This is a genomic window from Rhizobium sp. 01N447_2 (genome assembly GCF_056399245.1).
This window is the reverse complement of record NZ_JBFTQY010000062.1, coordinates 23,556-37,601: the sequence shown is the minus strand read 5'-3', so window position 1 is coordinate 37,601 and position 14,046 is coordinate 23,556. Positions and strand designations below refer to the sequence as shown.

Genomic DNA, 14,046 nt, shown 5'->3' with positions numbered 1-14,046 from the left:
GGCATAGCGCGGAGCTGTACTGGGTCCAGTCCGACGTTGTCGCTTCGAGCGTTGCCTTCACCGAATGGCGGACGTTCGAATATTCGAAATCCTTGGTGACGGTGCCGTTGAAGCCCCAGGTCTTGTTTTCGATCTCGTTGTTGCGTCCATAGGCGACATTGGCCGCTGTGCGGCCGTTCGTGCCCGATTCCTTCTTCAGGTCCTGCCAATAGAGTACCGCGCGGGCGGAGGTGAAGAAAGCGTCAGACGATGTGGCTTCATAATCGTAATCGAGGGAAACGCGGTCGCGGTCGTTCAGCTCACGGGCATCATAATTGTCGATCATATAGGTGCGCCCGGTCCCCTGCAGATCTCTTTTGTCGGTCTGGAGATCGCGACGGAACCGTTCGGCCGTCAGGCCGAGGCGGTGGCCGCCCTCGAATTCCTGGCGGAGCTTGAAGAGCAGATTGTGTTGGTCGAAATCGGCAGGATCTGCCTCGGTGCGAAAACGACCGTAAACGTTGTTGTTGCCCATATTCTCCCGCTCATGCCCCTTGCGGTAGCCGCCCTGGAAAAGGATCGACGTGTTGCCGATCTTCTTGGCAGCGGCGGCCGATCCGGAAATGCTGCGGTCTTCGCTGTCATAGGTCGACTTGACGATCGCACCCCAGTCGCGGCCTTCCGGAATAAGATCCTCCGGCTCCAGCGTGTTGACGACGATGGCGCCGCCGAGCATGCCCGAGCCGCCCCGGCTCGAATCCGCGCCGCGTACGATATCGAGCGACGATAGCGAATTGAAATCGAAGGTGTCGCCGCCGCCGTTGGCGTTGGCCGGCGCGAAGGCCCCCTGGCGTGAACTGTTCGAGAGATAGGGAATCGGAATGCCATCGACGATGGTCAGGATGCGCGGGCCGGAGAGGCCGCGCAGATTGATGCCGGCATCGCCACGTGAGGCGTTAATGCCCGGATCGACGCTGCGCCCGAGGTCCTCGATATTGGTGACCTGCTTCTCATCGAGCTTCTTGTCGGTAATCTCGGTCGAAACCGGCGTGTCGGCGACGCTGCCCGGCGCCACGCGTTTGCCCTTGACGACGATCTTCTGCAGGACGGTGCTGTCCTCCGCCGTGGCTTGCGGCGTGGCTGCCGTAGCGCTTTGCGCGAAAGACTGCGAAACAGGAAGAACAACTGTGGCTGCCGTGCAGACCAATAGAACCGAACGCCAATGCCGGACGATCATAACCTACCCCTTAATGATGATTACCGGGCTGGCTGGTCGTGGCGCGTCGAACGCTCGAGGGGCTGGCTGGGCTTTTGCGGATGAAGACGATGTAAAATCCCGCCTTCTTTTTGCCGCATAAAAAACATGATGAACATTGTCAACATAAAGCGGCGACTTATGTTGAATATCAAGTTTTAATGATCTCTCCGGACGTTGCGAAATTGCAACGAAATCCGCCTGCTTGCGTTATCCCTAGCTATCGACACCAGGGAATCGGATGCGTTGAGAAAACTTGCGATACTGGCGATCCTTCTCGCCGCAACCGCCGTTCTTGCCGGTGCCCGCCTGCCCGTTCACGGTCCTCTGCCACAGCAAAGGCCCGATATCGAGGGCATGTCCGCACCCACCCCCGATTCAAATGCCGAAGGCACGCAACCGCCGCCGGCCGCAGAAATGCCCACTCCTGAACCGAAGCCCGACATTCAAAAACCAGAGACGCAAACACCAGAGATATCGGCACCGAACGAACCGGCGGCACCGAAAACCGAACCCGCCAAACCGATGCAGGGACCGCCACTTCCCCCTGGGAAGGAAACCCCGCAGGCTCCGACCGACGAGAACAAGCCTCCCGCCGCACAAACACTTGAGGAACAGCATCTGACGATCGAGCCCGAAAGCGATGCCGAGCACGCCGAATGCACGGCTGCGCTTCAGGCCCTAGGCGTCGTCTTCAAGGACACGCCGCGCATCGACGACGGCAATGGCTGTGGCATCGACAAGCCGATCATCGTCTCCGAAGCCCTGCCCGGCATCAAGCTGAAGCCGGAGGCGACGATCCGTTGCCCGGCAGCGCTTGCCCTTGCCCGCTGGATGAAGGACAGCGTCATTCCGGCGGCTTCCGCCGCCCTGCCGGAGCAGGGCCGCATCACCACCGTCAACCAGGCAACGTCCTATATGTGCCGCCTGCGCAACGGCGCCGGAACCGGCAAGATCTCCGAACATGCCCGCGGCAACGCCATCGACATTGCGAGCTTCCATTTCGAAAAGGGTGAGGATGTCGCCGTCCGCTCCCGCCGCGAGGATCCGACGCTCACCGGCGCCTTCCAGCGCACCGTTAGCGCAGCCGGCTGCCTCTATTTCACCACCGTCCTCGACCCTGAAAGCGACGCCGCCCATGAGACGCATTTCCATCTCGACGTGATTGAGAGGAAGGGTGGCTATCGCTACTGCCACTAATCATCCCGGTAGGCCGTCACCGGATCAGAACAAGCCTTCGATATAACCCTGATCGTTTAGGAAAATCCGCTCCGCCGACGGTGATTTCGGCAGGCCGGGCATCGTCATGATCTCGCCGGTGATGGCAACGACGAAGCCGGCTCCCGCCGAAAGTCGCACCTCCCGCACGGTGACAATGTGGCCTTCCGGCGCGCCGCGCAGGTTTGGATCGGTGGAGAAGGAATATTGCGTCTTCGCCATGCAGATCGGCAGCTTGCCGTAGCCCTGATCCTCCCATGTCTGCAACTGGTCGCGCACCGCTTTGTCGGCCGTCACCTCGCCGGCATGGTAGATCTTCGAGGCGACGATCTCGATCTTCTCGAACAGCRGAAGATCATCACCGTAAAGCGGCTGGAATTTCGCCTGCCCGGATTCTGCCAGTTCCACCACCTTGTGCGCCAGGTCCTCGATGCCGGCCGAACCCAGCGCCCAGTGGCGGCAGAGAATCGCCTCGGCGCCGAGTCTCGAGACAAATTCCTTGACCGCCGCGATCTCGGCGTCGGTATCCGAAACGAAATGGTTGATCGCGACGACGACGGGCACGCCGAAACGGCGCACATTGGCGACGTGCCGGCCGAGATTGGCGCAGCCCTTTTTCAGCGCCGCGACATCCTCCGTGCCGAGATCTTCCTTCTTCACCCCGCCATTCATTTTCAGCGCTCGGACGGTAGCGACAATGACCGCCGCATCCGGCTTCAGCCCGGCCTTGCGGCATTTGATGTCGAAGAATTTCTCCGCCCCAAGATCGGCGCCGAAGCCCGCTTCCGTCACGACATAGTCGCCAAGCTTCAGAGCCGTATTGGTCGCCGTCACCGAGTTGCAGCCATGAGCGATATTGGCGAAGGGGCCACCATGCACGAAGGCCGGATTATTCTCCAGCGTCTGCACCAGGTTCGGCTGCATCGCATCTTTCAAGAGCACCGCCATGGCGCCATCGGCTTTCAGGTCGCGCGCATGCACCGGTGTCCTGTCGAAACGATAGCCGATGATGATGTCGCCGAGCCGCCGCTCCAGATCCTTGAGATCGGTGGCAAGGCAGAGGATCGCCATCACTTCGGAGGCGACGGTGATGTCGAACCCACCCTGGCGCGGGAAGCCGTTGGCGACGCCGCCAAGCGAGGAAACCATGCTTCTGAGCGCCCGGTCGTTCATGTCCATGACCCTCCGCCAGGTGATCCGGCGGATGTCGATATTCTCTTCGTTGCCCCAGTAGATGTGGTTGTCGACCATCGCAGCCAGCAGATTGTGCGCAGATGTGATCGCATGGAAATCGCCGGTGAAATGCAGGTTGATGTCTTCCATCGGCACGACCTGCGCATAACCGCCGCCCGCCGCCCCGCCCTTGACGCCGAAGCACGGACCGAGCGAGGCCTCGCGGATGCAGACAACGGCTTTCTTGCCGATCCGGTTCAGCCCATCGCCGAGCCCGACCGTGGTCGTCGTCTTGCCCTCGCCCGCCGGCGTCGGATTGATCGCAGTGACGAGGATCAGCTTGCCATCCTTCTTGCCCGCTTGCGCGGCGATGAACTCGGCGCTGACCTTCGCCTTGTCGTGACCATAGGGAACGAGCTGCTCGACCGGAATGCCGAGTTTCGCCCCGATTTCGAAGATCGGCTTTTTGGCCGCGGCGCGCGCGATTTCGATATCGGATTTGATTGATGGCATGGATGTTCCCCCGTCCGACACCCGCGGGCGCGGAGCCGTTGTTTTTCTCTTCATCGAGATAGCGAAATATCGGCGGGGTGTGAATAGTGCTGCGCCTTGCGGTCGACACGCTTACAGCGCCGCGCGTGTTTTCAGACGCGCAAAGGACGCTGTAACACTTTCAATCCTCGCATCGGGTCGATGCGCTAGGCGTTTATGTGGCGGTCAGCGATTGCGGTTTAACAGGCTGAAAACATGAAATCACTGGAACTCATCATCGAGCGCATCATCCTGTCGAGCCGCTGGATCCTCGTCGTCTTCTATATCGGCCTGGTAGCGGCGCTCGCCGTCTATGCCGTTTCCTTCGCCTACAAGTTCCTGAAGATCGCCTCCGGCGTCTTCGAACTCGATGAGGCGGAGATGATCCTTGCCATGCTCGGCTTGATCGACGCAGCCCTCGTCGCCAGCCTGATCGTCATGGTGATGATCTCGGGCTACGAGAATTTCGTCAGCCGCTTCGACGAGGCCAGCGAGGCCGACAACGAAGTGTCCTTCCTCGGCAAGCTCGATTCAGGCAGCCTGAAGATCAAGGTCGCCTCCTCGATCGTCGCCATCTCCTCCATCCATCTGCTTCAGGTCTTCCTGAATGCGGACAAATATGCGGACGGCAAGATCATGTGGCTGACCCTCATGCACCTCGCCTTCGGCGCCTCCGCTGTCATGCTCGGCTTCCTGGAGAAGCTGATGAGCGTGACCTCGAAGAATGATCTTAAAGACAAAGGCTAACGGCGGGCACGAGGACACCTTCAGACGGTGAACGAGCAGTCGCCCAAGACAACAGCGACGAGATCGTCATGACGTGCCTCCGCAATCCGATTTCAATTTGCCAAGGCCGCAGCGGGAACGATCTCGGCCTTCCGATTTCCGGGACATCGGAGACTCTCCTTCGCGTCCGGTCCACAGACATGCAAGCCGGGCAGCTGGTAGACCGGTCCACCGCCTTGCGCCGGTGACGGAGAGACCCGAGTTCTCCCCCGAACTTTCCAAAGTGATTCTCTCCCTGCCCGGCTGCGCGACCACTCCTATCCCGCCATTAAGGAGGTCAAAGATACCGCCACGCTATGTTTGCAAGTCGAAACTCAACCGAAGCGCGATCCCCTGTGGCTAATTCTTCACAATTTGAATGAATCGGCTTGTCTCAGGTTAATCGGGCTAGCATCCCGCGGATTTTCTGTATTTGATAGCGGTAACATTGAGGCTGCCGGGGGCGTACAAATGTCTTACATGACTACCTCTGAAAGACAGTCATTGCTTTCGGCGGAGCTTGCGGCCGCTCGAACACGCAGCCTGTTTGCGCAGGCGCTCGGCAGGGTCTCGACAGCCTTCGGATTGTCGCATGCGACGCTGATGCACGCTCCCTCCCCCGAAGACCTTCTCTTGAAACCCCTGCTGATCGAGAGCTCGCTTCCGGCCACCTATATCAGGGATTTCGACCGCGCCCACATGATGCGCGGCTGCCCTTTCGGCCTAAGGCTGAGGCAATCCGCTGTGCCGCTGTCCTGGCACCTCAACGACGCAGTCAATGGTCAGGCATTTCCCACCGAACTGCGCGCCCTGATGCTGCGCCATGCCATACCGGCAGGCGTTGCCATGCCGAGCATTGCACCCGACGGCCAGCGCCTGGTCTTTTGGTTCTGCGGCGAGCGCGCCGCACTCGGCCAGAGCGAGATCAACGAGCTGGTAATGATCATTCTCCATGCACTCGATGCATACAATGCAGTCAAGCGCAACGAGGAATGCGCGCATAACGCGCTATCGAACCGAGAACTAGAAGTTGTGCGCTGGACGGCCCAGGGCAAGACCTCGATCGAAATCGGCCAGATCCTGACGCTCTCGGACCATACGGTGAACGCCTATATGACGAACGCGATCAAAAAACTCGATTGCGTCAACCGCACCCAGTTGGTAGCTAAGGCAATTCGATTGAAGCTGATCAACTGAGGAATCGGAAGAGAGTCGGCACGTCGTCCCGTGATCTGGGGGAATCGTGCCTCTTCACTTCGAACAGCCCGTCATTAACAAGACAGAGCAATCCCGCGCTCACATCGGCATCACCGATGCGGAAGTTGTCCAGATGCTTGCTGCCTATCGTCTTTTCGGCTTCTGGCGCATCGATATCGAGACAGGACATTTCTTTGCAAGCGAGGACGTCCACGCGATCTTCGACCTCCCCTACAGCGACGGCCCTATCAACCTGACAGAGCTAATGTCGCGTATCCACGAGGAGGACCGCAGCCTGATCGCCCAAACTTTCGAAGAGGCGAGCCTTCACGGCGTCGGCTTCCATTTCGTCTATCGCGTCGACAATCGGCTTGGCGGCCACAAGCTGGTGCGCAGCGTCGGCCGGTTCCGCGACGATGAAAGCGGCGGCGGCATCGTCGGCATCACCTATGAATTCGTCGAGAAACTGCGCGTCGTCGGCTTCGAGGATGACACGATACCCCGCTGACTCCGGATCTTTTAGCGATCGAGCACCGACCGGATCTCGACGAGGTTTGAGCGCACCCTCAGAATATAAAAGCCCATCGTGGCGAGATGGCTCGGCATGATCCAGCCATCCTCGCGCCCGTTCGAGATGATCGCCGGCTGGATGCGGAGCGCCGCCTGGAACTGCCGCATGGTCCCGCCCCAGATCGTTCCGAGATTGCGTTCCGCCACCACCTGCGAGAAATCCGCCTGGGCGGCAGCCATGATCGCGTAGTAGCCATAGAGCTGGCCATAGGCGAACCAGAACCGGTCGTCGGCGCGTGTATCGAACCAGCCGCGATTGTGGTTTTCCGAGCGCTCGGCGAGCATGTCGGAGGTGCCGCCGAGATCGTTGGCAATGCGGTCGATAAACTGCATCAGGTTGTCGGCGCGGCCGTCGAAAATGACATTGCAGAGGGCGAGATCGGTGTTGAACTTGCGCAGGCTGCCGATCGCCGAGCGGTAATAGGAAGGCGTCGGCGTCTTCGGCCCGAAGGGATTGAGCCCGAAATACCAGCTGTTTTCGTCAAACTGCAGATTGCCGCGCGCGCTCTGCAGGTCATTGTTGATGCCCGATGTGCCGCGCACGCGTCCGAGCGTATCGACAAGCTCCGCCGAAGTCCGCCGGACCGCCTGGTTGACGCCGCGCTGGAACGACGCCTTGTTGTCGAGGAAGGGCGTGTGATCCCAGTCGATGCCGAAGAAGCCCATCTTGTAGAGCAGCATGGAGGAGATCCATGCGTTCTGGTTGACATTGAAATCGGTCARATCGGCCGCGACGTCGACGATCGCCGAGCGCTGGCAGGTCTTCGGCGCCGTCGCGGCCGCGCCGTCGGCCGCTGGCACGTCCTGCCCGGCTGCGACCTTGCGTTCGGAAAGCCGGTACTGGTCGACGAAGGCGGGGTTGAAATTCGTCCAGACCTGCGTCTGCCAGAAGAAATAACCGTAGAGCGCGACCAGCAGCGCCACGAACGCGATGACCGGCAGCCGGATCATCCAGCTCCGGCGCTGATACCAGCCGTGCGCGGCAAGAAAGGGCCAGAAAGCCCAGGCGGAAAACAGGCGGGCCCAGCGGCCGATCGTCTGGCCGATCAGCCTGAAAAAACCGGCTATCCGGTCAAGCATCGTCGTCTCCTGTCAGGCGAGGCGAACATCGGGACATTGCCGCCAAGCCGCATCCCACATATGCGCTCGATGGGCCGAGCACAACACGAGCCCTTCGATTTTTCGGAATGAAAGCATTGCGCAAGAGGCGTATTGCCGCGCCCTGCTGGTCAGGAGCGGAGGAAAGGCAGGCGGAAGCGCAAGGACCTGCGCGCCGTATCGATCAGTGGCGCTCCCGATATTTCCGGCGGCGGTTCGGCATAGGTCGGGAACCTTCTCGTGAATTCGAGATCGGCGCGGCTCTTGCGCCGCTCCAGATCCTGGGCGACCAGCATGCCCTTCTCGAACAGCCTGATCGGCGTGGCGATATCGGGAAAGAGTTCCGGTTTGATCCTCACCTTCATGCCCGGCCTGTCGGTATCGACCTGCGCCTGGTAGATGATCAGTCGCTCCTCGACGTCTATCAACAGCTTACGCAGCAGCACGTTGCAGGCGGCGATCCGGCCGTTCAGCGAATCGACAAAGGCCTGGAACAGGCCGATGAAGCGCTCGCGCCGCTGGCTGTCGTCTCGCATCTCGTGCTCTTCGGCGGAAATTCGCTCGGCCTCCGCCTTCAGCGCCCGCCGTTCCGCCTCCATCTGCTCCCAATGAGCCCTGTTGCCATAGACGCCGATACGGCCCTGCGTCGTCAGCGCCTTGGCATTAAGCTCCTTCATCTTGAGGCGGGCGATATCGATGGAATCGACCAGCCGGCGCCGCTGCTCGACAATGTCGACAAGGTTGCGTTCGGCTGCCCTGTGCCGTTCGGTGAGCGAGGCGCGCTGGCCGGCGATCAGCCTGGCAAGCGCGTCCGATTTCGTCAAAAGGTCGAGCAGCCGCTCGATCACCGGCGCCTCGCGCACACGTTCGGTATACATGCGCCACATCCGCTGACGCGACACCCAGCCGGCCATCTTCTCACGCAGCGTCAGCCCCCGGAAACTATCGAGATCGGCAGAAACCTCGGCCGTCAGCCGGTCAAGAGAAAAGACCAGCTCCGCCAGCTGGGCGTCGAGCGCCGCAGCATCGGCGATATGGGCCTGGAAGCGGGCATTCTGTTCAAGGAAGACCTCGTCGGCCGACCGCGTTTCCTCGCCGCTGAAGGCGCCGATCGCCGCCACGCAATAGGTTCCCTCGGCCGCAGTCCTCTCGGCAAGGCTGCCTGCAGCTTCGTACTGGCTGTCGAATGGCGGGGGTTTGCGCACCTGATCTCTCCAGGGAATCTCCTGCTCAAGCTAGCCGCTTGCGGCGCTAAAGAAAACAGGCGGCGTCGCCGGCTTCAGACCGGCTCGGCGATCCAGGCTCCGTTCATAGCGTCGTCCCAATGCCTGCGACAGAGCGAGACATATTTCTCGTTGCCGCCGACATCGATCTGGGCGCCTTCGTGCAGTACTTTTCCTTCCGCGCCGAGCCGCACAACCATCGTCGCCTTGCGCCCGCAATGGCAGATCGTGCGCACCTCGCGCATTTCGTCGGCGATCGCCAGCAGCTCCTGCGAGGCCGGAAACAGCTTGCCCTGGAAATCGGTTCTCAGCCCGTAGACCATGACAGGGATACCAAGCCTGTCGACGATGCGGGCAAGCTGCCAGACATGGACAGGCGTCATGAAATGCGCCTCATCGACGAAGATGCAGGAAATCGGCGCGCCTTCGTCGCTCAGCGCCGCGACGAGCCGGAACAGATCCTCATGCGGCTCGAAGGGAATGGCGCTCGCCTCCAAGCCGATCCGCGAGCCGATGACGCCGCGGCCGGCGCGCTCGTCGAAGGCGGCGATCAGCTGCACCGTGCGCATGCCGCGCTCCTGGTAATTGTAGGAGGCCTGCAGCAGCATCGTCGACTTGCCGGCGTTCATCGTCGAGTAGTTGAAATAGAGTTTTGCCATCCGATTTCTCCTTAATCGGCTTATTGAAAGCTCGGAATGGCAAAGAAAAGCCCTGAGAGAACGATAATCACAGGAATCCGGCTCGAAAACCGCCGAAAGCCCTGAAAACGAGGCGCTCGGAAAAAATCCGCCGACGTCGCAATCGCATAGGTCGATACGACGCAAACGCACTGAGGTCGCTTGTCAAACTCGGTTATTGATGGTTGGCTTGGGAACTTAAAGACTGGGAGTCTAAAATGAAAATAACAAGCACGTTCAAATTCGTTACCGCAACTGCCGTCGCCGCCCTCTCCGTTGCGACCGCCGCCTTCGCCGCAGATCCAGACAGCTGTTCTACGGTTCATTTCTCGGACGTCGGCTGGACGGATATCACCGCCACCACCGCCACCGCATCCGTCGTCCTGAAGAGCATCGGCTATCAGACCGACATCAAGGTTCTCTCGGTGCCGGTCACCTACACCTCGCTGAAGAACAAGGACATCGACATCTTCCTCGGCAACTGGATGCCGACACAGGAAAAGGACGTCCGGCCCTATCTCGACGACAAGTCGGTCGAATCCTTCGGCCCCAACCTCGTCGGCGCCAAGTATACGCTCGCCACCAACGCCAAGGGCGCCGAGCTCGGCATCAAGGACTTCAAGGACATCGCCGCTCATAAGGACGATCTCGACGGCAAGATCTATGGCATCGAGCCTGGCAATGACGGCAACCGCCTCGTCATGGACATGATCGAAAAGAACACCTTTGGCCTGAAGGATTTGGAAGTCGTCGAGTCCTCTGAGCAGGGTATGCTCGCTCAGGTCGCGCGCGCCGACAAATCAGGCAAGCCCGTTGTCTTCCTCGGCTGGGAACCCCATCCGATGAACACCAACTTCAAGCTGACCTACCTCACCGGCGGTGACGATATCTTCGGTCCGGATTTCGGCGGCGCCAAGGTCTTCACCAATGTCCGCGCCGGTTATCTCGACGAATGCCCGAATGTCGGCGCGATGCTGAAGAACCTGACGTTCTCCCTCGACATGGAGAACCACATCATGGGCAAAATCCTGAACGACGGCAAAGAGCCGGAGGCTGCAGCGTCCGAATGGCTGAAGGCGAACCCCGCAGCACTCGAGCCCTGGCTTAAGGGCGTCAAGACCCGCGACGGCAAGGGCGACGCTCTCGCGGCCGCCAAGACCGGCCTCGGCCTCTGACGATACGAACGGGGCGGCTCGCCGCCCCGTTTCATTTTTGTCCGATTGTTGTTTTTCTGGATGGGCGCGCCCTTGAATTGGATCACCGAATTTAAGATTCCCGTTGGCCCCTGGGCCAAATCCTTCGTGGACTGGCTGACCTCGAACGGCGAATGGTTCTTCAACCAGATCGCCTTCCTGCTGTCGAGCGCCATAGACGGCCTGCTCTTCGTGCTGCAGAAGCCTCATCCGCTGATCGTCATCGCGGCCATCACCGCCATCGCCTTTTGGCTGCGCCGCTCGATCGCGGTCGCCGTTTTCACCTGTCTCGGGCTGCTGCTCATCGTGAACCAGGACTATTGGAAGGAAACGACGGAGACGCTCGCCCTCGTGCTCGCCGCCACCTTTGTCTGTATGGTGATCGGCATTCCGCTCGGCATTGCCGCCGCCCGCCGCCCTTGGGTCTATGCGGCCATGCGCCCGGTACTCGATCTCATGCAGACCATACCGACGTTCGTTTACCTGATCCCTGCGCTCATCCTGTTCGGCCTCGGCATGGTGCCGGGGCTGATCGCGACCGTCATCTTCGCAATCCCCGCCCCGATCCGGCTGACGCGCCTTGGCATCATCTCGACGCCGCCGTCCCTCGTTGAAGCCGCCGTCGCTTTCGGCGCGACGCCGATACAGGTGCTGCGCAAGATCGAGCTTCCCTTCGCCACGCCGCAGATCATGGCGGGTCTCACCCAGACCATCATGCTGTCGCTGTCGATGGTCGTCATCGCCGCCCTTGTCGGCGCTCCCGGGCTTGGCGTGCCCGTCGTCCGCGCGCTGAACACCGTCAATATCGCCAAGGGCTTCGAAGCGGGCTTCTGTATCGTCATCCTGGCAATCATTCTCGACCGGATGTTCCGCACGGCGGGTGAAGGAGGCGGTGCATGACCGCAGTAAGCTTTAACAATGTCAGCATCATCTTCGGCGATCGGCCGGAAACCGCGCTTGCCATGGTCGATCAGGGCAAATCGCGCGACGAAATCGGCGCAGCGACCGGCTTGGTGCTCGGCGTTGCCGATGCCTCACTGACGATCGAGGAAGGCGAGATCCTTGTGCTGATGGGCCTTTCCGGCTCCGGCAAGTCGACGCTGCTGCGCGCCGTCAACGGGCTCGCTCCCGTGGTGCGTGGTGATGTCGCCGTCTCCACGACCACCGGCCCCGTCAACCCCTACAGTTGCAATGCCAAGGCGCTGCGGGATCTGCGCACGCACACTGTCTCCATGGTGTTCCAGCAGTTCGCGCTCCTGCCCTGGCGCACGGTCGCCGAGAATGTCGGCTTCGGCCTCGAGCTCGCCGGCATGCCGGAGGCTGAGCGCAAGCTCCGCGTCGGCGAGCAGCTTGAACTCGTCAACCTGACGAAATGGGCAGGCCGCAAGGTCAACGAGCTTTCCGGCGGCATGCAGCAGCGTGTCGGCCTTGCCCGCGCCTTTGCCACCGGCGCCCCGATCCTGCTCATGGACGAGCCTTTCTCGGCGCTTGACCCATTGATCCGCACCCGCCTGCAGGACGAACTCCTGGAGTTCCAGCGGCGGCTGAAGAAGACCATTCTTTTCGTCAGCCACGATCTCGACGAGGCCTTCCGCATCGGCAATCGCATCGCCATTATGGAGAGTGGCCGCATCATTCAGTGCGGAACGCCGCACGACATCGTCAAGAACCCCGCAGACCAGTATGTCGCCGATTTCGTGCAGAACCTCAATCCGATCAACATGCTGACGGCGGCCGATGTCATGCAGTCAGGCCTCGGCCAGACTGCCGCCGGCATGAGCGTCAGCGCCACGGCCCGCGCCGCGACCCCGCTCATCGATATCCTCGATGCCCTTGCCCGCCAGCCGGGCAGTATCGGCATCGTCGAGAACGGCGCGATCGTCGGCACCATCTCGGCTCAGGATATCGTTGCCGGCCTTACCCGCCATCGCCGCAAGCAGGAAGCTTGATGTTTTCCATCCGCTTTGTCACAAAGCGGATATGAAAGATCCGGCCTCACCCTTACGCGAAACCGACGACGATGCCCGCAAGCTCGCCCGCGTGCTTCTGCGCTCCGCCCGGCACGCGGCGATTGCCGTTCTCGCGCCCGAGAACGGCTTCCCCTTTGTCAGCCGCGTGCTCGTCGCCACCGATATCGACGGCATCCCCGTCATCCTGGTTTCGCAGCTGTCAGCTCATACCAGGGCGCTCGCCAGAGACCCGCGCGCCTCGCTCCTGACCGGCGAGCCCGGCAAGGGCGATCCCCTCGCCTATCCCCGTTTGACGACCCAATGCCTAGCAGAACCCGTCGAGCGCAGCAGTGCATTCTACGCGCGTATCCGCACGCGTTTTCTCGCTCGCCACCCCAAGGCGAAGCTTTATATCGACTTTCCTGATTTCCTGTTCTTCCGTCTCAAGCCTGAGCAGGCCAGCCTCAATGGCGGTTTTGGCCGCGCCTACCAACTCGATGGGAACGATCTCATAATCCAATCGGCCGCGAATGAGGCGATCGCCGTCGGGGCGGCAGAAGCAGTGCGAGATTTAGTAGAACGCCACCCCGATGTGGCGGAAAGCCTCGCTATTAGGCTAAAGGCGCCGGAATCGGGGTCTTGGCACATTTGTGGTATCGATTCCTCAGGTTTTGACATGATTTCCGGTGATTTTCTACTGCGATACGAGTTCGAAACCCTCGCTGTGGATGCCGATCACATTTGTTCAAACATATCTAAAATAGCATACTCGATACCTTAAATTTAGGTATATACAATCTTCGAGCCCAGTTGCTAGTTTTTGGTGTCAGTCAAAATCCCGGCTGGCGGCCTGCGCCAACACACTTGATGTACGTTTCGCATTAGGAAGATAACATATGGAAACCTCTGATTTGGCCGATCACACGAACGTGGCGGCAGCTTTATTGTCGGCCATGGCAAACCCGAAGAGATTGCTGATCCTGTGTAGCCTCGTGAAGGGCGAAGTAGCCGTCGGCGTGCTTGCGACGCAGGTCGGGCTCAGCCAGTCGGCTCTCTCTCAGCACCTGTCGAAACTGCGCGCTCAAAAGCTGGTCAAGACCCGCCGGGACGCACAAACCATCTATTATTCGAGTACCTCGGAGCCGGTCATGAAGATCCTGGCAACGCTCGAAGACATCTACCTCGTGCAGAACCGGAATAGATCCGCCGCTTGATGAT

At 60.5% G+C, this 14,046-nt stretch carries 14 protein-coding genes; 9 read left to right on the top strand and 5 right to left on the bottom strand.

Features of this window, described 5'->3' with window-relative positions; translation table 11 throughout:
- On the bottom strand, positions 1 to 1,216 hold a 1,216-nt coding region (locus AC1ECN_RS29705; RefSeq protein WP_477954951.1), incomplete at its 3' end, for a TonB-dependent receptor plug domain-containing protein.
- A gap of 264 nt (positions 1,217 to 1,480) precedes the next feature.
- Between AC1ECN_RS29705 and AC1ECN_RS29700 the strand changes: the two genes are divergently transcribed.
- The gene (locus AC1ECN_RS29700) at positions 1,481 to 2,434 is read left to right on the top strand and encodes an extensin family protein (protein ID WP_130662025.1); all 954 of its coding nucleotides are present in this window, start codon (positions 1,481 to 1,483) and stop codon (positions 2,432 to 2,434) included.
- Positions 2,435 to 2,458: 24 nt separating this feature from the next.
- Here AC1ECN_RS29700 and AC1ECN_RS29695 read toward each other — a convergent pair whose 3' ends face one another.
- Positions 2,459 to 4,138: a formate--tetrahydrofolate ligase gene (locus tag AC1ECN_RS29695; protein WP_477954949.1), complete on the bottom strand. Its 1,680-nt coding sequence runs from the start codon at positions 4,136 to 4,138 to the stop codon at positions 2,459 to 2,461.
- A gap of 234 nt (positions 4,139 to 4,372) precedes the next feature.
- Between AC1ECN_RS29695 and AC1ECN_RS29690 the strand changes: the two genes are divergently transcribed.
- From AC1ECN_RS29690 to AC1ECN_RS29680, 3 genes are all read left to right on the top strand, one after another.
- Positions 4,373 to 4,903 (top strand): TIGR00645 family protein, encoded by a 531-nt coding sequence (locus AC1ECN_RS29690; RefSeq protein ID WP_130662027.1) that lies wholly within the window; start codon positions 4,373 to 4,375, stop codon positions 4,901 to 4,903.
- A 489-nt stretch (positions 4,904 to 5,392) separates the two neighbouring features.
- Entirely contained in the window at positions 5,393 to 6,118 is a 726-nt protein-coding gene (locus tag AC1ECN_RS29685; protein WP_130672946.1) for a helix-turn-helix transcriptional regulator, read from the top strand.
- A 46-nt stretch (positions 6,119 to 6,164) separates the two neighbouring features.
- Positions 6,165 to 6,626 (top strand): PAS domain-containing protein, encoded by a 462-nt coding sequence (locus AC1ECN_RS29680; protein WP_018073914.1) that lies wholly within the window; start codon positions 6,165 to 6,167, stop codon positions 6,624 to 6,626.
- Positions 6,627 to 6,637: 11 nt separating this feature from the next.
- Here AC1ECN_RS29680 and AC1ECN_RS29675 read toward each other — a convergent pair whose 3' ends face one another.
- The 3 genes from AC1ECN_RS29675 to AC1ECN_RS29665 form a co-directional block, all read right to left on the bottom strand.
- A complete protein-coding gene (locus tag AC1ECN_RS29675) occupies positions 6,638 to 7,768 on the bottom strand; it encodes a DUF2333 family protein (protein WP_018485866.1) in 1,131 nt (376 codons plus the stop codon).
- A 149-nt stretch (positions 7,769 to 7,917) separates the two neighbouring features.
- Positions 7,918 to 8,991 carry a hypothetical protein gene (locus AC1ECN_RS29670; RefSeq protein WP_018073912.1) on the bottom strand — a complete coding sequence of 358 codons (1,074 nt, stop codon included), beginning with the start codon at positions 8,989 to 8,991 and terminating at the stop codon, positions 7,918 to 7,920.
- A gap of 74 nt (positions 8,992 to 9,065) precedes the next feature.
- Entirely contained in the window at positions 9,066 to 9,668 is a 603-nt protein-coding gene (locus AC1ECN_RS29665) for a thymidine kinase (RefSeq protein ID WP_018073911.1), read from the bottom strand.
- A gap of 236 nt (positions 9,669 to 9,904) precedes the next feature.
- On the opposite strand from AC1ECN_RS29665, the gene AC1ECN_RS29660 reads away from it, so the two are divergent.
- The 5 genes from AC1ECN_RS29660 (at position 9,905) to AC1ECN_RS29640 (ending at position 14,042) form a co-directional block, all read left to right on the top strand.
- A complete protein-coding gene (locus AC1ECN_RS29660) occupies positions 9,905 to 10,861 on the top strand; it encodes a choline ABC transporter substrate-binding protein (protein WP_018073910.1) in 957 nt (318 codons plus the stop codon).
- 72 nt (positions 10,862 to 10,933) lie between these two features.
- Positions 10,934 to 11,779, top strand: a complete 846-nt coding sequence (choW, locus tag AC1ECN_RS29655; RefSeq protein WP_024319499.1) for a choline ABC transporter permease subunit — start codon at positions 10,934 to 10,936, stop codon at positions 11,777 to 11,779.
- Complete coding sequence (gene choV / locus AC1ECN_RS29650; RefSeq protein WP_018073908.1) at positions 11,776 to 12,828, top strand: choline ABC transporter ATP-binding protein; 1,053 nt, start codon at positions 11,776 to 11,778, stop codon at positions 12,826 to 12,828. The genes choW and choV overlap by 4 nt, the downstream gene beginning before the upstream one ends.
- Before the next feature lie 31 nt (positions 12,829 to 12,859).
- The gene (locus tag AC1ECN_RS29645) at positions 12,860 to 13,609 is read left to right on the top strand and encodes a HugZ family pyridoxamine 5'-phosphate oxidase (RefSeq protein WP_024319497.1); all 750 of its coding nucleotides are present in this window, start codon (positions 12,860 to 12,862) and stop codon (positions 13,607 to 13,609) included.
- A 115-nt stretch (positions 13,610 to 13,724) separates the two neighbouring features.
- Positions 13,725 to 14,042 (top strand): ArsR/SmtB family transcription factor, encoded by a 318-nt coding sequence (locus AC1ECN_RS29640; RefSeq protein WP_003561417.1) that lies wholly within the window; start codon positions 13,725 to 13,727, stop codon positions 14,040 to 14,042.
- Positions 14,043 to 14,046: the final 4 nt, after the last annotated feature.

Bases quoted from the DNA above. Each gene is read 5' to 3' on its own strand.
- AC1ECN_RS29685 (WP_130672946.1), top strand. From the start codon at position 5,393: ATGTCTTACATGACTACCTCTGAAAGACAGTCATTGCTTTCGGCGGAG.
- choV (WP_018073908.1), top strand. From the start codon at position 11,776: ATGACCGCAGTAAGCTTTAACAATGTCAGCATCATCTTCGGCGATCGG.
- AC1ECN_RS29645 (WP_024319497.1), top strand. From the start codon at position 12,860: ATGAAAGATCCGGCCTCACCCTTACGCGAAACCGACGACGATGCCCGC.
- AC1ECN_RS29660 (WP_018073910.1), top strand. From the start codon at position 9,905: ATGAAAATAACAAGCACGTTCAAATTCGTTACCGCAACTGCCGTCGCC.
- AC1ECN_RS29640 (WP_003561417.1), top strand. From the start codon at position 13,725: ATGGAAACCTCTGATTTGGCCGATCACACGAACGTGGCGGCAGCTTTA.
- AC1ECN_RS29665 (WP_018073911.1), bottom strand. From the start codon at position 9,668: ATGGCAAAACTCTATTTCAACTACTCGACGATGAACGCCGGCAAGTCG.
- AC1ECN_RS29690 (WP_130662027.1), top strand. From the start codon at position 4,373: ATGAAATCACTGGAACTCATCATCGAGCGCATCATCCTGTCGAGCCGC.